Source organism: Sphingobacterium sp. 1.A.4 (genome assembly GCF_002734245.1).
Lineage (GTDB): Bacteria > Bacteroidota > Bacteroidia > Sphingobacteriales > Sphingobacteriaceae > Sphingobacterium > Sphingobacterium tenebrionis.
In genome coordinates this window covers 15,302-34,645 of record NZ_PEAZ01000063.1, presented here as the reverse complement: position 1 = coordinate 34,645, position 19,344 = coordinate 15,302, and the positions used below count along the sequence as shown (strand labels likewise).

Genomic DNA, 19,344 nt, shown 5'->3' with positions numbered 1-19,344 from the left:
GAGTTTTGCGTCATTGCGAGGAACGAAGCAATCTTTCTACTAGTGTAAAGATTGCTTTGTCGTACCTCCTCGCAATGACGTATTTTCCTCGCAATGACGTATACTTTACTTCTTCATCGATCCCGTTTCATTGAAACGGATATGCCAACTAAAGGCCTCCTCCAACAAATGTGGCGTATGTCCACCCCTTTCACATGCCCTATCGAAATAAGACTGCAATTCCTCCTTATAATCCTCATGCACACAATTATCAATAATTTTCTGTGCTCTTTCTCTAGGCGCCAATCCTCTTAGATCCGCCAAGCCTATATCAGTCACCAAAATATCCACATCATGTTCCGTATGATCCGTATGCGAAACCATCGGCAAAATATGCGAAATCTTATTCTCTTTCGACGCTGCCTGCGTAACGAAAATACTCAGGTAAGCATTTCTTGCAAAATCCCCGGATCCACCAATACCATTCATAATCTTCGTACCACCAATATGGGTCGAATTCACGTTTCCATAGATATCAAATTCAATCGCTGTATTAATAGCAATGATCCCTAAACGACGGATCAATCCTGGTGTATTGGAAATATTCTGCGGACGCATCACAAACTTATCCCTATAACGTTGTAAATTATTGAACACCCGATCATAACATGCCGCAGACACCGTCACCGATGATGCAGATGCAAAGGAAAGGATTCCAGCATCCATCAGGTCAAAGGTAGAATCTTGCAATACTTCCGAAAACATCGTCAGATCGTAAAAATTACTGTGTTTGAAACCGGTCAATACCGCATTCGCCACCTTTCCGATTCCAGCTTGGATAGGCAATAATCGATCGGTCAAATGCCCTAATCGAACTTCCTCTTCAAAGAATGCCAAGATGTGTTTGGCGATGTTGGATGTTTTCTCATCTGGTTCCGCAATATCCGCCGGGCTATCGTGTTGATTGGTAAAAACAATTGCTGCTACCTTCTCTGGATCCAAAGGAATCGTCTTCCTTCCGATCTTATTCCAAGGTGCCACAATAGGAATCACATTTCTATGTGGATAATTTTCTGCTTGGTAGATATCATGGATACCATATACATCTTCATGAACAGAGGTGTTGATCTCCAAGATCACCTTCTTTGCCAAAGCAGCAAAAGTCACCGAGTTACCCACGGAGGTGGTCGGCACTATACTTCCATCCCGATCGATAAAAGCGACTTCCAGCACAGCGATATCCACATCCGGAAGATTTTTATTATGCAATAGTTCCGCACTTTCACTCAAATGCTGGTCAATGAATAATACTTCCCCGGAATTGATCTTCTTTCTTAATACCGGATCCACTTGGAAAGGCATGCGTTTTTTCAAGGCTCCCGCTTCGGCCAATTTCCCATCGGTTCCATGACCTAAGGAAGCACCGGTCATCAGGGTAATCTTGATATCCTCAGTTTTAGCGCGTTCTGCCAAAGCAGGTAGAATTACTTTACTGTCGCCGGCTTTGGTGAATCCACTTGAGCCAACCACCATACCATTCTCAATTAATTTTACAGCTTCCTCGGCTGTGGTGACTTTATCTCTTAATTTCTCTAAACGAATTCTTTCAATCATATGCTTGGTATTATTCACTCCTTCTAAGAGCGAGGCAATATTAATCAATATTTTAAATTAAAAATTATCAAAATTAGACACTTACTTTTTGAGGCAAAACAAAAAGTAACCGATTACTTACTGTGTTTATTCTCCTTATAGCTAGCTTAACACATAAATATACTCCTATTTTGGTTTTATCAAATAAAAACAGGAAATTTATCGTTCATTTACAGCATAGTCTGCATGCAAAAGGAATACCTTGACAAATATTATATGACGGATATAGATACCTATGAAAACAGTATCTATTGCCATCATGCCGTAATGGGCGAAGGAATGGTTGTGGAACACTCGCACCATAAAGGTCAATTTTTATACACCGAAGGTGGTGTCGTATTTTTGAAGACCCCAGAGAAATCTTATTTTTTGCCGGCCAGGCATTATATCTGGATTCCTGCTGATGTAAGGCACAGCATTCATCCGAGTAACCCGGAAGTGGTGATGCGGAATCTCTACTTTCCACCTTTTGATACCGACACGGACTTTTTTGATAAAGTGAATATCTATCCAGTGAATGATCTACTGATCGAACTGATCATGTTCACCAATCGATGGAACGGAAATATCTTTCCGGATGAAGAACCTAAATATTCCATTGCAAAGGCCTTCAAATTAATCCTTCCGGAAATTTCCCAAACAGAACTTCCATTGGCTCTGCCCTATCCCAAAAATGATAAGCTCAAACACATCATTGCTTACCTGGAGCAGAACATTGCCGAAAACATCAGTTTTAAGACCTTAGCAGAACACTTTGATATTTCTGAACGAACACTTGCCCGGTTATTCCAAAAGGAACTGAGCATGTCGTATATCCAGTATTTCACGATCCTACGGATGTTGACCTCCCTAAAATTGTTATTGGATGATAAATTAAGTGTGAATGAGGTGGCGCTTCGGGTTGGATACAATAGCCTACCCACTTTCAGCAATACCTTCAACAAAGTGATCGGTGTTCGTCCGAGTGAATACGTGAAAAATAGAAATTTACTATTATAACTTAAACCCCATGAAATTTAACAAATTTATTGCTGCAATTGCAATTGCCTCTTTATGCGCCTGTTCGGCCAACTCACAAGTGGCGAACAATGGCGTAAAGACACCTAAGCCGATCCAATTGTTTAATGGTAAAGACATCAAAGATTGGACGCCAAAGATCAAATTGCATGAAGTAGGCGAAAACTACGCCAACACTTTCCGGGTAGAAGATGGCTTATTAAAGGTTAGGTACGATGGTTATTCAGACTTTAATCAACAGTATGGTCACCTTGCCTACAAAAAGCCTTACAGCTATTACCTGTTAAAAGTGGAATACCGTTTTGTAGGTGATCAGACAAAAGGAGGTGAAGGATGGGCATGGCGAAACAGTGGTGCGATGTTGCATGGCCAAGATCCGAAGACCATGTTGAAAGATCAGGATTTCCCGATTTCCATTGAAGGCCAATTATTGGGCGGAGATGGTAAAAATGAACGTACGAACTCCAACCTATGTACGCCTGGAACCAATGTAGTGATCAAAGATAAATTGTTTACCCCACACTGTTTGAGCTCCACTTCCAAAACCTATCATGGCGATCAATGGGTAACGGCGGAGTTTTTGGTATTGGGTGATTCTGTTATCCAACATATCCTCGATAACCAGGTGGTTCTTTCCTACAACAAACCGCAGATCGGAGGCAGTAATGTGATCAATTACGATCCTGCACAAAAAACGGATGGTAAATTATTGTCGGAAGGATTCATCTATCTACAGAGTGAAAGCCACCCAATAGACTTCCGTAAAGTAGAACTGTATGATCTAAGCCCTTATAAAGCAGATCAGACGAAATTGAAACAGGTAGTGGATGCGCTACTAGAGAAATAGTATAGCAACAAGAAAAGGGATGCTGTTTGCATCCCTAAATATCTTTGAGGAAAAAGCCTAAACTTATGCTAACTTGTTAACGAACTTGGTTAACTTAGATTTGTTGTTAGAAGCTTTTTTCTTGTGAATAACATTTTTCTTTGCTAAACGGTCAAGCATCGATACCACGCGAGGTAATAAAGCTTTAGCTTCTTCAGCTGAAGTTGTTAAACGTAATTTTTTGATGGCGTTACGAGTAGTTTTTGCTTGGTAACGGTTTCTTAGACGCTTCGCAGCGTTTGCTCTAATTCTTTTAATCGAAGATTTATGATTTGCCATTTCTCTTAGCTATATAATATTATTAATCTTTTATACTAAATTCGGACTGCAAAAATAACATTCATAATCTAATATTCAAAATCATTTTTAATTTTTCGAAATTGTTATCTTTGCACATGCACAAATTATCCATGGATCAGCTGAATCGAGTTGATGTAGACACCTTTAAATCGCAGGAAAAAAACCCAATAGCTATCATTTTAGACAATGTACGCAGCATGCATAATGTGGGATCGGCGTTCAGGACAGCAGACGCTTTGGCGATCGACCGCATCCTGCTATGTGGGATCACCGGCACACCTCCCCATCGGGAGATCGAAAAAACAGCTTTAGGCGCAACCCAATCGGTGATTTGGGAATATTACAAAGAAACCATTGACGCCGTCAATCAACTAAAAGCCGAAGGATTTCAGGTATATGCGGTAGAACAGACCGACAATAGTATTTCTTTAGAAACCTTTGAACCCAATCATCAACAGAAATATGCCTTAGTATTTGGAAATGAAGTGCATGGTGTAGAGGAAGAAGTGATTCAACAGGCTGATGGCACGATTGAAATCCCCCAATTTGGCACCAAACATTCTTTCAATGTCTCCGTAACAATCGGCATCGTGCTTTGGGATTTCATCAATAAATTAAAGTTTATCAAAAAATAACAAAATACCTAGCCATACAATTTTTAGAAGTCATATCAAAATAGTAGATTTGCGTTGCAAAAAATAAGACAAAATGAGTGTATTAGTTAATAAAGATTCCAAAGTAATCGTTCAAGGTTTTACCGGAAACGAAGGTACTTATCATGCATCTCAGATGATTGAGTATGGTACAAACGTAGTTGGTGGTGTTACACCAGGCAAAGGCGGACAAAGTCACTTAGACCGTCCGGTATTCAACACGGTACAAGATGCTGTAGATGCTACTGGCGCAAATGTTTCTATTATTTTTGTTCCACCAGCATTCGCTGCTGATGCGATCATGGAAGCTGCTGCTGCAGGAATCGCTTTAATTGTATGTATCACAGAGGGTATCCCTACGAAAGATATGATTCAAGTAAAATCTTACTTGAGCGACAAAAACTCCCGTTTAATCGGTCCTAACTGTCCAGGTATCATCACTGCTGAAGAAGCGAAGATCGGTATCATGCCAGGATTTATCTTCAAAAAAGGTTCTGTAGGTGTTGTTTCCAAATCAGGAACATTGACTTACGAAGCGGTAGATCAAACGGTAAAAGCAGGATTAGGAATTACTACAGCTATCGGTATCGGTGGTGACCCGATCATTGGTACAACAACCAAAGAAGCGGTAGAATTATTGATGAACGATCCAGAAACAAAAGGTATCATCATGATCGGTGAGATCGGCGGTGGTATGGAAGCGGAAGCTGCTCGTTGGATCAAAGAAAATGGTACTAAACCAGTAGTTGGTTTCATCGCTGGCCAAACAGCGCCTCCGGGACGTCGTATGGGTCACGCTGGTGCAATCGTTGGTGGTGCAGATGATACTGCTGCTGCGAAAATGGCGATCATGCGTGAGTGTGGTATCCGTGTAGTAGAATCTCCAGCTGAAATCGGAAAAGCTATCGCTGAAGAATTAGCGAAGTAATCGAACATATAAGAAATGGAAAAGTCCTTGCTATTACGGCAAGGACTTTTTTATTAAACTAAACAACAAACAAATTTTCCTTAAATATCTTTTTTATTGGTTTCGTAGTATTCAACCAATTGGTTCAATTCATTCAGGTCGATATCGGTTTTCAGGTCTACAAAGACATGGTCACCATCTTCATTGATCCCCAATAAAATCTTCTTGATCTTATCCCCTTTCATCAAGGTGTTTATGGATATCCTTGCCCCATCACTGTGGATGCTCATCATTTCCTCATAATTATTCCGAGCCAGGTACTTGCTGAAATTCTTATAAACCCGTTCACCATCCTGACCTCCTTCTACAGCCATGAACTTAATCTTCTTGATCTTTTTCAAGGCGAGAGCCAACATGGGATCTTCTTCTTTAAGTTCCTTGATCTCCCCACGGATAAAACTTTTCATCAATATTCCTGGCACACTGATGGACACCACTTCTGCATCCCTGGATAGATCCGACCGATCGACAAAAGCCATGTTCGATCCCCTTTTTACAAAACAGCTCTGTGTTCCTATTAAAATAACTGCGGCAACTAAAATTCCTATTATACGTTTCATGGTTAGTTAGATTTATTATTTATCGGTATTTACTAAAGCATTCAGGTCATCATATTTTAAGGAGCCATCCAAGATCATAAATACGGTATCCTCATCGGAGTTAATGCTCAACAATAGATTCGACAGGTAATCTCCTTCTACATTTTCTGCCAGGAATTTGATCTGGTTCCCTTCGGAATTGATCACCATCAATTCTTCGTATTTCAGGTTCTTGATCGCATTGGAAACTTCGGATTGTATTCCTTTATTCTCCCCTTCCAGCACCAACATTTTAATGGAGTTTATTTTTCCCAATAAGGGCTTGATCACTTCCACATCAGCGTCATCGATCTTTAGTTTGTTCAACATCTTGAACATCGGTTTGCCGATCTTGATGGATGTAACCCCCTTATGTTCTTTATATTGCTCGAAGATCTTATCCAATTTAGAGATCTGGGCTTGAGCCATCGTCGCCAAGAAGAGACTCATCACTAACATTAACGTTTTCATCATTTTCATTTTAGATTTCAATATGTAAGTATTTTACTTTTTCAATTCCTTTCATTCCAGCTTTCAGGTTCGTGGTAGCTAACTGAATGGCTGCTTCGGTAACGGCTAAGGCTTTTTCCTCGTCATAGATCCGAACACCATTTACCTCCACATACATTTCCTCTTCTGGTTTTTCTTCGATAGCTGCTTGTGTTTTGGGTTTGGCAATTTGTTTTACCTTGTTTGCCAATCTGGTATCGGTGCCTTTGGTTGTTCCTTTTGGAGAAGATAGCATTGTGCTTTCTTTTTCTACTTGTTGAACCTGCTCACTATCGATAGGCTGAACTGTTTCCCTTTCCAAGGGTTGAACTGTTTCCTTTTCAGTAGTTGGCACCTGTGCAATCCTATCCCTATTTTCTTGTTCCTGATCTTGGAATCGGTTCACCACAAAAAAGGCGATCAATAAACTGGCAGCAACAGCCAATAAAGGAAAAAGTTTTTTTATTATTGGTCTATCCGTTTCCCTGTTTTTTTCCGCGAACTCTTCCGGTTGATCTGCTGATTCCTCCAGCTTTTCCGAGAAATCTTCGAAGTTCCAATCCATGGTTTCTGGAGAATTCTTTAGCGATTGGAAATACTTCTCCCCCTCCAATTCCTTCAATCGGCGTTCCTCTTGCAGGCTGGTTTCCCCGGCCCAGTACTTAGCCTTTAATCGATCCAATTCTTCGTTTCTCATAATCAAAAACTTTTGTTAATCGTTCCTTAACGGTATTTCTTGCTCTGGAAAGGTTTACTCGAACAGCATTCTCTTCCAGGTTTGTCAAATCAGCGATATCCGAAATCTCATATTCTTCAATATCCCTCAGGTACATCACCAATCGTTGCTTTTCTGGAAGGCTATCGATGTATTTGAGCACCAATTCCTGCGTTAGCGACGGATACTTTTCCACCTGCACCTCATCCTGCAATTGTCCAAGGTATTTCGCCTGCCTTCCCAACCTTTCGATCTTATTGTAGGCCATATTCCTGACCATGTTCATCGCATAGCCCTCAATGGAATGCAGTCCCGATAATTGCTGCCTCATTTCCCACAGTTTCATCATCACCTCCTGCACCAGATCAAAAGCATCTTCCTGATGTTCCAAAAACCTATTCGCAAAGCGGTAGAGCTTATCCTTATGGACAAATACCGTATGTTTAAAGGTTTCTTGGTTCATTGTTTTATCGCTTATTTACTAACAAGACAGGCAACAGGTCCGATCTATTACATCCAAAATGAAAAAAAAGTAAAATATATTATAAAAATCTAATAGTCAATATATTAAAAAAGCCAGAAATGTTAAATTTCTGGCTTTCTATCAGCGGTTAGCCTTATTTTTTATGTTCATCCGCCGAAGGACCGTACAATCCAGGAACTGGGATATCCAATAATCGTAAATAAACGGTCGCCTGTCCGCGATGGTGGATCAGGTGGTTATGGATGATGAACCTGAAAGCACCGATCTTAGGAACCTCCGAGATAACATGATCACCTACATGCAGCTTCCATTTTTTTGACCATTCCTCATCATCAAAAGCATTTACGGTTTCTACGTTCTTTTGATAATCTGCTTCCAATCTTTCTTTGATCTCTGCTACAGAAGTAGGTTTGAACGGTCTATAATCCGTCATTAAGTTAAAGCTGTCCTTGGTTAGGCCCGCAGCTACCCAGCTGTGCAGTTCTACGATATGCCCCAATAAGTCGCCTAAGGACATTGATTTATCCTGTGGTTTGTAGGATAAATGCTCATCCGATACACGCTCCAATAACCTTTTGGTATTATTGGTTTCATGTTCCATCTCAATTAAAAAGCCTTGTTTAATGCTCATGATTATGCTGTTTTTGTTTCTTACGAATTTAACCAAAATCCCTTGAAAATTCCTATCTTGTTGTTCTTTAAAACACCTAAGCAAATGAAAAGATTACTGATCTTTTGTATCCTGATTTCTTTCTTCGGGCTACAAATCCGGGCACAATCCACCGATGCCGATTACGTAAAAACACATTATGACAAAATTGAACAATATATTACGATGCGGGATGGCGTCAAATTGTTCACCGCGATCTATGTTCCGAAGGATCAATCCCAAAAATATCCCATCCTTTTAAATAGAACCCCATACACCGTAGCTCCTTATGGGAAGGACAGTTATAAGAATAGCCTGGGAAATTTTCCTGACATGATGAAGGCTGGCTATATTTTCGTGTATCAGGATGTTCGTGGAAAATGGATGAGCGAGGGTACTTTTGAAGATATCCGCCCGACAAGGACCAAGGAGAATAAGCATCAGATCGACGAAAGTACAGACACCTATGATACGATCGATTGGTTGGTGAAAAACCTGAAGAACAATAATGGAAAGGTGGGCATGTACGGAATCTCCTATCCTGGTTTTTATGCAACAGCAGGACTGATCGGATCTCACCCTTCTTTGAAAGCCGTTTCGCCGCAGGCACCGGTAACCGATTGGTTTATCGGGGATGATTTCCATCATGGCGGAGCTTTATTTCTGATGGATGCTTTCCGATTCATGCACGTCTTTGATGCCCCAAGACCAAAACCGATCACCGATAAGGAAGGTCCCAAAGGTTTTGAATTGGCATCAAAGGATTATTCGAAATTCTTTATGGATAACCCAACGCTTTCAGGATTAAAGAACAAATACCTCAGCCATACCGTAAAATTTTGGGATAACCTCGCGAAACATTCCACCTTGGATACGTTTTGGATGGCCAGGACCATTACCCAGCATTTAAACGATGTAAAACCAGCGGTTATGGTCGTTGGCGGAACTTTCGATGCGGAGGATACCTATGGCGCTTTTGAAACTTATAAACAGATCGAGAAGAGGAATAAGAACAATAGTTCCATTCTGGTAATGGGACCTTGGTTCCATGGAGGCTGGGTTCGATCAAAAGGAGATTCTTTTGGGGATATTCGGTTTGGCGAAGAAACCAGTACACATTATCAAAAAACATTTGAATTGCCTTTCTTTGAGTTTTACTTAAAGGGGAAGGGAGATTTTAAGGCTGCCGAGGCAAATGTATTCTTCACTGGTTCCAATGAATGGAAAACCTTTGATACTTGGCCAAGCCAGAACACCACAACCTCCAGTTTATTCTTACAGGCGGATGGGAAATTAAGTCCTAAGCAACCTGCAAAGAGCCATCCCTTTATAGAATACCAATCTGACCCGAATAAACCGGTTCCTTTTCAGGAAGGCATCATCAGCAATAGAACTCGGGAATACATGGTTGCCGATCAACGCTTTGTATCGAACCGGCCGGATGTATTGGTCTTTGAAACGGAGGTTCTGGAAAATGACCTGACCATGGCGGGTTCCATCATCGCTGATCTTCATGTTTCCATGACAGGAACCGATGCTGATTTTATTGTAAAGGTTATTGATGTTTATCCGGATACCAGTACGGCCACTTCACCGGTGAGCAAAGATATCGTGATGCCCAACTACCAGATGTTGGTCCGTGGGGAGATCCTTCGTGGGAAGTTCAGGAACAGTTTCAGTAAACCAGAACCATTCACGCCGAATGAGATCACGAATGTAAAAGTCAATTTACCAGATGTAGCCCATACCTTTAAAAAAGGCCATAAAATCATGGTTCAGATTCAACATACCTGGTTTCCATTAGCGGATCGGAATCCGAATCAGTTTATGGATATCTATCAGGCAAAGGCCAGTGATTACATTAAAAATACCCACAGGCTGTATGTAGATCCGGAACATCCGAGCAAAATCAACTTCTCGGTATTGAAATAATTTTTAGATATATATTTTTGTAACAAATCATGCCGAATACCTACTAATGATTAAAAACAACAACATTGATATGAAGAGACTAACTTTAAAGAGATTATTCACAACCGCATTTGCTTTGCTTTTTTCTGTGGCACTTTTTGCACAGGAGAACACTTTACTATGGAAGATTTCAGGAAATGGATTGACAAAGGATTCTTATCTATTCGGAACCTTGCACATGGCATGTGCCGAGGATTTTAAAATGGAAGATAAGGTGAAGGAAGTTGCTCAAAAAGCTGAAGCCATTGCCTTCGAAATCGATATGGCGAATCCTGAAAATATGACCAAGGTACAGGAGTTCATGAAACCAAACCTGGAATTCTTTAAAGATTTTGACCCAGCAAAAAAGAAGGTAATCGATAGCATCATGACCAGCTATCAAATTCCTCCTGCTATTTTTGATCAGGTGGCTCCTGCAGCAGTGATATCTATCCTTTCCATGCGTTCATTTGCCTGTTCGGACTTTAAAACGGTTAAGATGATGGAAAATGAGATCCGCAATTTACCTGCAGTTAATGGTAAGCCTATTGCGGAACTAGAAACCGTTGAATTCCAATTCAACCTATTGAACAACCTGTTTTCGCCTGAGGATTTCTACAATTACCTAACTATAGAGGGAGGATTGGAAGCATCGACAAAGAAATTGGTACAGGCCTATTTTTCAGAGAACCTAAAGGAAATCGAGAACCTGACTTTGAAATCTGGTTATTTAAGTGAAGAAGAACAAGCGAAATTTCTAGATGAACGTAATCATACCTGGATGGAAAAAATGCCAAATATGATGAAAGAAAAGGCTTATTTATTTGCTGTAGGTGCTGGGCATCTGGTAGGCAAGAATGGTATGATCGAATTGTTGAAAAAACAAGGGTATAAATTAACTCCGATTTTAGATTAAATACAATTGTTTAATAAAGGGCGGTTCTAATAGGACTGCCTTTTTTTATGCTAAATTCGTTATTATTTATATGCTAAAGATTCTTCGCCACTATTGGCATTTTATAAAAAACCCTTCAGATCGCAGATTATGGCCTATCCATCCATCTGCCCGTACTAAAGTCTTTTTCACCATCTTTCTTTTAGATGTATCCATTTTAATCCTCATCTTTCCTATCTACATGTTGATTGATTACATCAATCCCATGGTAAGTACAATGGATAATACATTCGAAACACCTTGGAACGTATTTTGGATGGGTGTTATTTTCGTACCATTAGTTGAAGAGATCCTATTTCGATTTTTGATCAAGTATAAAGGTTTCTATGGTTTTATTATTTCCCGAAATACATGGCGTAAGTATTACCGATGGATTTTTTACAGTAGCGTAATCCTCTTCGGGTTTGTGCATTTAGGCAATTTTGATAATAATAATTTCTTATTTTATTTTCTTTCCCTATTCATCGTCCTTTCCCAATTGATAGGCGGAATTAGTTTGGGTTTTATCCGCGTTCGCATTAATTTTTTTGCTGCTTTTCTACAGCATGCCCTATGGAATTTAATGGCTTTTTCTTTGGGATTGGTTATCATCCAGCTCAACAATCCACTAATCAAATTAAATGAAAATCATATACAATTGGAGGTCAATGAATCCAACTTCAGAGATCGTTCTATTGAAAAATTTGATATGATTAGTAAAAACGATCGGATTTATAAGCTAGATATAAAACAGTATGCCTTAGCTGAAGTGATTGACAGTATTTATGGAAAGGATAAGTATCAGGTTTATGATATTTATTTAAATTTAAAATTAGAAACGCAACAAGGTATAAGTAAAGATTCCTTATTGCAGGAATTACAAAAAGAGTCAACTATTCTAGAAAAATCGGAGGAGTAATTTTAAATTACTCCTTAATTCTTTTTACTATCCATGCGGCAATAAGCATGCAGGCTCCAGCCAATGCTAGGCCTAAAATAGGTTGGTTTCCTAAAAGGTGCTTAATGATCATACCTCCAAAAAATCCGGAAATAATCTGAGGGAAGGTGATGAAGAAATTGAAAATCCCCATATAAACACCCATCTTTTTTGCCGGAAGGCTATCGCTTAGGATAGCATAAGGCATAGCAAGAATACTTCCCCAAGCTATCCCGATTCCGATCATAGGTAGGATCAATAAGTACTCCGACCGAATAAAGAACATGGATACAAGCGAGATTCCACCGATGGCCAAACCCAGCGCATGGGTATGCGTCCGTCCCAATTTGGATGCTATTTTTGCCAAGAAAAGCGAGTAGATGGCAGATACCGCGTTATAAACCGCAAACAATACGCCTACCCAATTCCCTGCATCGGCAAACAATTGTTTCTTGTCGGCTCCTTTCAAATAAAAGACATGCTCTGCAATGGCCGGTGTGGTATATACCCACATAGTGAATAAAGCAAACCATGAGAAGAACTGTACCCAGCCCAATTTTTTCATGGTAAGCGGCATCTGTTTGAAATCCTCCCTCAAACTTGCAAAGAATCCCTTATTGTCTGTTTCCACCTCCTGCACTTCCGCTACCCCTTCAAAACTTGCCAATTCTTTTGGCGAATATTCTTTGGTATTGAAAACTGTCCACAAAACGGTTATGATCAATAAGGCTGCCCCGCAATAAAAGGAATAGATAACATTTAAAGGGACTGAACCATCAACGGCCTTCCCCGATACGCCGAAATAATTGGTAAGCGCATAAGGCAGCATCGATCCAATGACAGCTCCAAGCCCTATGATAAACGTCTGGACGGAGAATCCCAAGCTTCGCTGTTCACTTGGAAGGTTATCACCGACCAAAGCACGGAAGGGTTCCATAGTCACGTTGATGGAGGCATCCATAATCATCAACATACCAGCTCCAACCATCAATGGCGGTAAGATGGCAGTAAACCAAGCAATATTGGGCATCAGCAACAAGGCAATGCTCGTTAGGATGGCACCAACAAGAATATAGGGTCTCCTTCTCCCCAGACCGTTCCACGTTCTATCGCTGTAATGGCCTATGATCGGCTGAACAATCATTCCTGTAATGGGCGCAGCCAACCAAAATAGGGAAAGATGTTCCACATCTGCACCAAAGTCCTGTAGGATGCGTGAGGCATTTCCGTTCTGAAGGGCGAATCCGGCCTGTATTCCCATAAATCCTATGCTCATATGGATAATCTGCGCTAAGGACAATCTAGGTTTGCTTAGAGAACTTTTCATGTTCGTTGTTTGGTTAATTGTTGGGGAGCGATATTAATCACATCGCCATTAAATATAATATTTATTTCCTTTCCAGATTTGTTTTGAACTTCAAAATTCCCCTGTGTAACCGTAATTTTAAGGTGTACCCCCCGAAATTGGATATGGAAAGAAAACCGCTTCCAGTTTTTAGGAATAAATGGTTGAAAAGATAACATCCCTTTTTTAACGCGCATACCTGCAAACCCTTCCACGATCGACATCCAAGTTCCGGCCATCGAAGTGATGTGAAGCCCATCCTCCGTATCGTTGTTATAATCATCCAGATCCAACCGCGCTGTCCTTAGATAGAACTCATAGGCCTTCTCGGGATTTCCGATTTTCGCTGCAATGATGGCATGCACACAAGGCGACAGAGAACTCTCATGTACGGTGAGGGGTTCGTAGAACGCATAATTCCGTTTAATGGTTTCCAGATCATACCTATCCTCTAGAAAATACAGGCCCTGCAATACATCTGCCTGTTTGATATAGCAAGATCTTAAGATCCTATCCCAGCTCCATTTCTGGTTCAGTGGCCTTTCTTTTGGATCCAATTCCGTCACAGGTATCAGTTCCTTATCCAAAAAACCATCTTGTTGCAAGAATACTTTTCTTTTAGCATCATAGGGATAATACATCTTCTCGATGATGGATTTCCATTCTTCCAATTCAGCATCCTTTAATTTCAGCTTTTTGAAAATCTCATGGAACTTCTCCGGCGTATGATCCTGAACGGTATGCAAACTTTCCAAGGTATATTCCAAGCACCATGATGCCATGGTATTGGTATACCAATTATTGTTCACATTGTTCTCGTATTCATTTGGTCCTGTGACCCCCAGCATCACGAAAGCTTTCTTATCCTCGCTCCAATTGACACGTTGTGCCCAGAATCGAGCAATACCGATCAATACTTCCAAACCATGGGATGCCAAATAGCCCACATCATCCGTGTATCGGATGTAATTAAATATGGCAAAAGCAATGGCGCCGTTCCTGTGGATTTCCTCAAAGGTGATTTCCCATTCATTATGGCATTCCTCACCATTGATGGTCACCATGGGATAAAGGGCTGCTCCATTTTTGAAGCCCAGCTTTTCTGCATTTTCAATGGCTTTTTCCAGGTGGTGGAAGCGATAGATCAGCAGGTTTTTAGCTACATCCTCGCCCTTGGTAGCCATGTAGAACGGCAAACAATAGGCTTCCGTGTCCCAATAAGTCACCCCACCATATTTTTCGCCCGTGAACCCCTTAGGACCTATGTTCAGTCGGGCATCTTCGCCCGTATAGGTTTGGTATAATTGGAAAATGTTGAATCGGATGGCCTGTTGCGCCGATACATCCCCTTCTATCTCAATATCCGCATCCTCCCAAATCTTTGACCAGGCATCTTCCTGCATTTTCATGAGCGTTGAAAAATCCTTTTCAAAAAGCCAGCTCAATCTTTCTATCCCCAAAGATTCCAGTTCTGTTTCCGAGTGATTCGTGCTGGAATGTATCGCCACATATTTTACCAAGCTTAAGGTAGCATCTTTCACCACATGTTGGTTGATCTTTTCACCAACTTTCGCCACTGCATCAATTTTCTTTTTCTTATTGATTGCTTTCTCTTGGTATTCGAACTTCGAAGCAAGATCCGTACGCACTAAGAATCCAGTCTTTTTGGTTCGCATGGTTAAATGCTGGAAATTCCCTCCTAATTCATGACCTTCGTAATCCCAGAATTTCTCATCGTAATTACTATCCCTATTCAGCACATTCCCATCAAGATAGGAACTTAAACTGATGTCCATATCCCGGTTTAACGCCTTGATCTGATAGTGCAATGAAGCAGTTTCGGATAAGAACAAATGACACATCCGGATACTTTTAACTTCGATTCTAGCCCCGTTTTCCATCTCTGCTTCAAAGCTTCGGATCAACTGACCATTCTTCATGTCAAGTACCCGTTCGAATCGTTCCACTTTTACCTTGGCTAGATCCAATCTTTCCCCATCGATCAGCACATGAACACCAATCCAATTGACCGAATTGATCACCTTGGCAAAATATTCTGGGTAGCCATTCTTCCACCATCCTACACGGGTTTTATCCGGATAATATACCCCTGCCAAATAAGAACCTTGAAGGGATTTCCCCGAATAATCTTCTTCAAAATTCGCCCGCTGTCCCATCCGTCCATTTCCAATGGAAAATAGACTCTCGGAAATTTCCTGATATGCCGGTCTAAATTCATCTTCGATGATTTGCCAAGCGTCTTTAATAATATAATCTTTCATAAGTAGGAATACTTAAATCGCCTCCACTAAACTATTAACTCGTTCATCATAATCTCTTAATACCGCATCTTTATCCACGGCCACAACTTGCATTCCGGCAGCTATAGCTGCCTCGATACCCGATTGCGCATCTTCAAAGACTACACAGTTTGCTGGATCTGCGCCCAATTTTTCGGCTCCCAAGAGGAAAACCTGGGGATCTGGTTTCGACCTACTGACGGAATTACCATCAATAACCACATCGAAATATTCCATTATACCGGTTTTCTCTAAAATGGCAGACGCATTTTTACTGGCAGAACCTAATGCAATTTTCTTATGGTTATCCTTTAACCAACTTAGCAAGGCAATCGTCCCTGGAAGTACATCGCCGGTTTTCATCGTATCCAACAATTCGAGATACCATTCATTCTTCCGTTCGGCCAATTGTTGTTTTTCTGCGTCAGTTTTTTGGACCTCTCCCCAAGCTAAAATTTTGTCTAAGGAGTCCATTCTACTGATACCTTTCAATGCTTCATTTTTTTCAATATCGAAAGGGATTCCTAGCTTATCGGCTAATCGTTTCCATGCCTGATAATGAAATACGGCGGTATCCACCAACACTCCATCCAAATCAAATATGACGGCTTCGGCTTTCTCTAATAATGCAGTGATCTTCTTCATTTATTTATTTTGGAGCTTGTAAATTTTTGTTTCAAATGGTTTCAGGCTAATAATGTCACCTCCAGTTTCTTTTTTATCGGATAGCAAATCTAATAGGCTGTTTGATCCAATCATGCGATCAAAACGATCTAAGGAGATGCTTTTAGCTTCGCTCTTGAGGTTCATTATAACCATGATCTTTTGGGAATCATTGTATCGGAAATAAACATAGATATTGTCAATTGGGACATAATGCTGGAGTTTTCCAGTTTGAAGGACAGGACTATTCTTTCTAAAATTGGCCAATTTTTGGATATGCCTAAATATGTCTTCTTCCTGCGCTGTTCTTCCAGTCTGTTGGAACTTATCCACTTTATCACCTGGGAACCCACCTTTAAAATCTTCCCTTAACAACCCATCAGGATTATTAAAGTTTTTCATCAGGATTTCAGCACCATAATAGATCTGTGGAATACCCCTATAAGTCAACAACCAACTCATCGCTGATTTATATTTTTCCACGTTTTCACCAACAACAGAAAAGAAGCGATCCTTATCATGATTATCCAAAAACAGGACATGTGCATAGGGATTGGGATAAAGGTAATCGGCGCCCAATGTACTATATAACCTATTGGCGCCATCCTTATGCTCTTTAAGGGCATCGGAAATGGCATAGTTTAACTGAAAGTCCGTAACTCCTTCCAATTTAGTGTCCACAGGTTGACCAACTTGTTGTCCACCCAGGAAATAAGCCTGGTTGGCAATACCTGGTACCCAGGTTTCTCCAAAGAAACTGAAGGTTGGATATTCTTTTCGGATCCTATCCGTCCAATTTGCCATGAACTGTAGGTCATTGTAGGGATAGGTATCAATTCGGAACCCATCTACACCTGCAAATTCGATCCACCAGATATGACTCTGGGTGATGTAATTTACGACGAAGGGATTTTGTTGATTCATATCCGGCATGGTTTTCACAAACCATCCTTTTTCCATTAGTTCTTTGTCCTCCTTGGCTCCATAAGGGTCAAAAATGGTTTGATCCTTATAGGTAGTTTGGGTAAAGGTTGGCCATTCATGTAGCCAATCGGAAAACGGTTTATCCATGACCGTCCAATGGTAAATACCAACATGGTTCGGAACCACATCATGAACCAGTTTCATCCCTCTTTTATGCAGTTCAGCCCCCAGGTTCTGGTAATCTTGGTTACTTCCAAAACGAGGGTCTACCTGATAATTTTCGGTATTGGCATATCCATGGTAAGACGCTTGGGGCATATCATTAGTTAAGACTGGAGTTAACCATACGGCTGTAATTCCCAGGTCCTTCAAGTAATCGAGTTTGCCGATGAGTCCTTGCAGATCGCCGCCATGTCGATAATACATGGAATCTCTATTGACCGCCATCTCCCGCATTCCTTTTATTCGGTCATTCTTTGGGTTTCCATTTGCAAAGCGATCGGGCATGATGAGATAAATAAAATCGGAGGCATTTACGCCTTGTGCTTTTACCTGCTCTTGGTTTCTATCCATCAGTTGATAGCCATAGCTGAACACTTGTTTATCACGATCGAACAATTGGATAGGATATTCTCCAGATTTCGCGTCTGCAGCAATTTCCATATCCAAGAACAGGTAGTTGGGATTTTCTACTTGATGTTGTTTCAATAGACGAAATCCTGCCTTTGGCGATTTGGCCGTCAACTTCCCAACACCTTGTCCATAAAGGATCAATTGTAGCTTGGAATCCTTCATCCCTACCCACCAATTGATGGGTTCTATGCGCTGGATTTTCTCCTGACCAAAGACAAAAAGGGTCTGCAACAGCATAAATATGCTGCTCAAAAGATAGATTCTCATATTAAATAGGTAAGAATAGGGAGCTGGGCTCCCTATCGTTTAGTTTTTAGTAATCTTAGCGGTATATCCAGATGGGTGTAGACTCAATTCGATATCATAAACCCCAGGAGCAGCAATGGCCAAGTTTGGACCATCTTGCGTAAGCTCGGTCAAACTTCCACCCAAGTTGATATCCCAAGCATCATTTGCCCTGAACTTCAATTCACCTGCTGTTAGATTTGCCTTGACTTTCCATACATATGTACCTTTGCTGTTCGAAAAAGACATATCCGTATCTGCTTCCCAACCACCTGGTGTTGCACTTCCAACGATAGCCCAACTGGTTTTCAGCAATTCATAGGTAAGTGCCTCTGCATCCATGCGGATACGGTAGAAACCAGAGCTTGCAGCTTCTAGGTTTCCTGCTCCGCCATCCTGTAATAATGATCCTGCTGCAGCACCCTTTCCAAAAGCACCATCCCAATTGATGTTGGTTGGTAGGAATTTAAAACCACCTCCGGTCACATCAATATATTCATAGATTTCAAATTTAGTCTTGCTATCCGCATTTTGCAGTTTCATGGCAACGGAAAGTTCTGGAGACCATCCCGCACCAATAGAACCACCTACAATGTACATCACAGGGTTACTTTCCGTAAAGGTGATCGCTTTGAACTTGCTAACCGTTTGCCCATTTGCCTGGTAAGTGATCTTCAATAGGGCATCACCCACCCAAGTATCGTTCGACTTCAGGTCAAATTCCTTTTCAACGATCTTATTCCCTTCCAGGTTTACCTGCTCGGTAAATAAGGCTTCCGAAGAGCTGGAGTCCTTCACCACGGCGAATTCAAAATCAGAAACCATATTACTGATGAATCCTACTTTTAGCGGTTTTCCAACCTGAATGCTGGATGTAGTTCCCTGATTGATGGAGACTACCTGTTCATCGATTCCATGCTCCACTTTTTTACAGGAAGCGAAGAACAATATGCTGAGACCAACGATGGCCAATAAGCTATTCTTTATGTTTAATTTCATGATC

19 protein-coding genes are annotated in these 19,344 nt (G+C 40.9%); 7 read left to right on the top strand and 12 right to left on the bottom strand.

Annotation, left to right across the window (positions count from 1 at the left end):
- Nucleotides 1–105 precede the first annotated feature (105 nt).
- Complete coding sequence (locus tag CRJ00_RS10680) at nucleotides 106–1,593, bottom strand: succinate CoA transferase (protein ID WP_099366954.1); 1,488 nt, start codon at nucleotides 1,591–1,593, stop codon at nucleotides 106–108.
- Between the two features lie 225 nt (nucleotides 1,594–1,818).
- Between CRJ00_RS10680 and CRJ00_RS10675 the strand changes: the two genes are divergently transcribed.
- On the top strand, nucleotides 1,819–2,631 hold the full coding sequence (locus tag CRJ00_RS10675) for an AraC family transcriptional regulator (RefSeq protein ID WP_099366861.1): 813 nt from the start codon (nucleotides 1,819–1,821) through the stop codon (nucleotides 2,629–2,631).
- A gap of 10 nt (nucleotides 2,632–2,641) precedes the next feature.
- The gene (locus CRJ00_RS10670; protein WP_099366860.1) at nucleotides 2,642–3,496 is read left to right on the top strand and encodes a 3-keto-disaccharide hydrolase; all 855 of its coding nucleotides are present in this window, start codon (nucleotides 2,642–2,644) and stop codon (nucleotides 3,494–3,496) included.
- 63 nt (nucleotides 3,497–3,559) lie between these two features.
- Here CRJ00_RS10670 and rpsT read toward each other — a convergent pair whose 3' ends face one another.
- Nucleotides 3,560–3,814: a 30S ribosomal protein S20 gene (rpsT, locus tag CRJ00_RS10665; RefSeq protein WP_099366859.1), complete on the bottom strand. Its 255-nt coding sequence runs from the start codon at nucleotides 3,812–3,814 to the stop codon at nucleotides 3,560–3,562.
- Nucleotides 3,815–3,930: 116 nt separating this feature from the next.
- Between rpsT and CRJ00_RS10660 the strand changes: the two genes are divergently transcribed.
- A complete protein-coding gene (locus CRJ00_RS10660) occupies nucleotides 3,931–4,470 on the top strand; it encodes an RNA methyltransferase (RefSeq protein WP_099366858.1) in 540 nt (179 codons plus the stop codon).
- A 73-nt stretch (nucleotides 4,471–4,543) separates the two neighbouring features.
- A complete protein-coding gene (gene sucD / locus CRJ00_RS10655; protein WP_099366857.1) occupies nucleotides 4,544–5,416 on the top strand; it encodes a succinate--CoA ligase subunit alpha in 873 nt (290 codons plus the stop codon).
- A gap of 80 nt (nucleotides 5,417–5,496) precedes the next feature.
- Here the strand turns inward: sucD and CRJ00_RS10650 are convergent, their stop codons facing one another.
- The 5 genes from CRJ00_RS10650 to CRJ00_RS10630 all read right to left on the bottom strand — a co-directional run bounded on the left by CRJ00_RS10650 (nucleotide 5,497) and on the right by CRJ00_RS10630 (nucleotide 8,352).
- Complete coding sequence (locus CRJ00_RS10650; RefSeq protein ID WP_099366856.1) at nucleotides 5,497–6,015, bottom strand: DUF4252 domain-containing protein; 519 nt, start codon at nucleotides 6,013–6,015, stop codon at nucleotides 5,497–5,499.
- 15 nt (nucleotides 6,016–6,030) lie between these two features.
- Nucleotides 6,031–6,507, bottom strand: a complete 477-nt coding sequence (locus tag CRJ00_RS10645; RefSeq protein ID WP_257213752.1) for a DUF4252 domain-containing protein — start codon at nucleotides 6,505–6,507, stop codon at nucleotides 6,031–6,033.
- A gap of 7 nt (nucleotides 6,508–6,514) precedes the next feature.
- Nucleotides 6,515–7,219, bottom strand: a complete 705-nt coding sequence (locus CRJ00_RS10640) for a hypothetical protein (protein WP_099366855.1) — start codon at nucleotides 7,217–7,219, stop codon at nucleotides 6,515–6,517.
- Entirely contained in the window at nucleotides 7,185–7,700 is a 516-nt protein-coding gene (locus tag CRJ00_RS10635) for an RNA polymerase sigma factor (protein WP_099366854.1), read from the bottom strand. Before CRJ00_RS10635 ends, CRJ00_RS10640 begins: the two co-directional genes overlap by 35 nt.
- Nucleotides 7,701–7,854: 154 nt before the next feature.
- Complete coding sequence (locus CRJ00_RS10630; RefSeq protein WP_099366853.1) at nucleotides 7,855–8,352, bottom strand: DinB family protein; 498 nt, start codon at nucleotides 8,350–8,352, stop codon at nucleotides 7,855–7,857.
- 84 nt (nucleotides 8,353–8,436) lie between these two features.
- On the opposite strand from CRJ00_RS10630, the gene CRJ00_RS10625 reads away from it, so the two are divergent.
- The 3 genes from CRJ00_RS10625 to CRJ00_RS10615 all read left to right on the top strand — a co-directional run bounded on the left by CRJ00_RS10625 (nucleotide 8,437) and on the right by CRJ00_RS10615 (nucleotide 12,173).
- The gene (locus CRJ00_RS10625; RefSeq protein ID WP_099366952.1) at nucleotides 8,437–10,302 is read left to right on the top strand and encodes a CocE/NonD family hydrolase; all 1,866 of its coding nucleotides are present in this window, start codon (nucleotides 8,437–8,439) and stop codon (nucleotides 10,300–10,302) included.
- Nucleotides 10,303–10,372: 70 nt separating this feature from the next.
- A complete protein-coding gene (locus CRJ00_RS10620) occupies nucleotides 10,373–11,236 on the top strand; it encodes a TraB/GumN family protein (RefSeq protein ID WP_167554259.1) in 864 nt (287 codons plus the stop codon).
- Between the two features lie 70 nt (nucleotides 11,237–11,306).
- Nucleotides 11,307–12,173: a CPBP family intramembrane glutamic endopeptidase gene (locus CRJ00_RS10615; RefSeq protein ID WP_099366851.1), complete on the top strand. Its 867-nt coding sequence runs from the start codon at nucleotides 11,307–11,309 to the stop codon at nucleotides 12,171–12,173.
- Between the two features lie 7 nt (nucleotides 12,174–12,180).
- On the opposite strand, the gene CRJ00_RS10610 is transcribed toward CRJ00_RS10615, so the two are convergent.
- From CRJ00_RS10610 to CRJ00_RS10590, 5 genes are read right to left on the bottom strand one after another with little or no spacing between them, the layout of a single operon-like run.
- Nucleotides 12,181–13,518, bottom strand: a complete 1,338-nt coding sequence (locus tag CRJ00_RS10610) for an MFS transporter (protein WP_099366850.1) — start codon at nucleotides 13,516–13,518, stop codon at nucleotides 12,181–12,183.
- Nucleotides 13,515–15,818 (bottom strand): family 65 glycosyl hydrolase domain-containing protein, encoded by a 2,304-nt coding sequence (locus CRJ00_RS10605; RefSeq protein ID WP_099366849.1) that lies wholly within the window; start codon nucleotides 15,816–15,818, stop codon nucleotides 13,515–13,517. The genes CRJ00_RS10610 and CRJ00_RS10605 overlap by 4 nt, the downstream gene beginning before the upstream one ends.
- A 12-nt stretch (nucleotides 15,819–15,830) precedes the next feature.
- On the bottom strand, nucleotides 15,831–16,481 hold the full coding sequence (pgmB, locus tag CRJ00_RS10600) for a beta-phosphoglucomutase (protein ID WP_099366848.1): 651 nt from the start codon (nucleotides 16,479–16,481) through the stop codon (nucleotides 15,831–15,833).
- Complete coding sequence (locus CRJ00_RS10595; protein ID WP_099366847.1) at nucleotides 16,482–18,323, bottom strand: glycoside hydrolase family 13 protein; 1,842 nt, start codon at nucleotides 18,321–18,323, stop codon at nucleotides 16,482–16,484.
- Nucleotides 18,324–18,362: 39 nt separating this feature from the next.
- Complete coding sequence (locus CRJ00_RS10590) at nucleotides 18,363–19,340, bottom strand: SusF/SusE family outer membrane protein (RefSeq protein ID WP_099366846.1); 978 nt, start codon at nucleotides 19,338–19,340, stop codon at nucleotides 18,363–18,365.
- Nucleotides 19,341–19,344 lie beyond the last annotated feature (4 nt).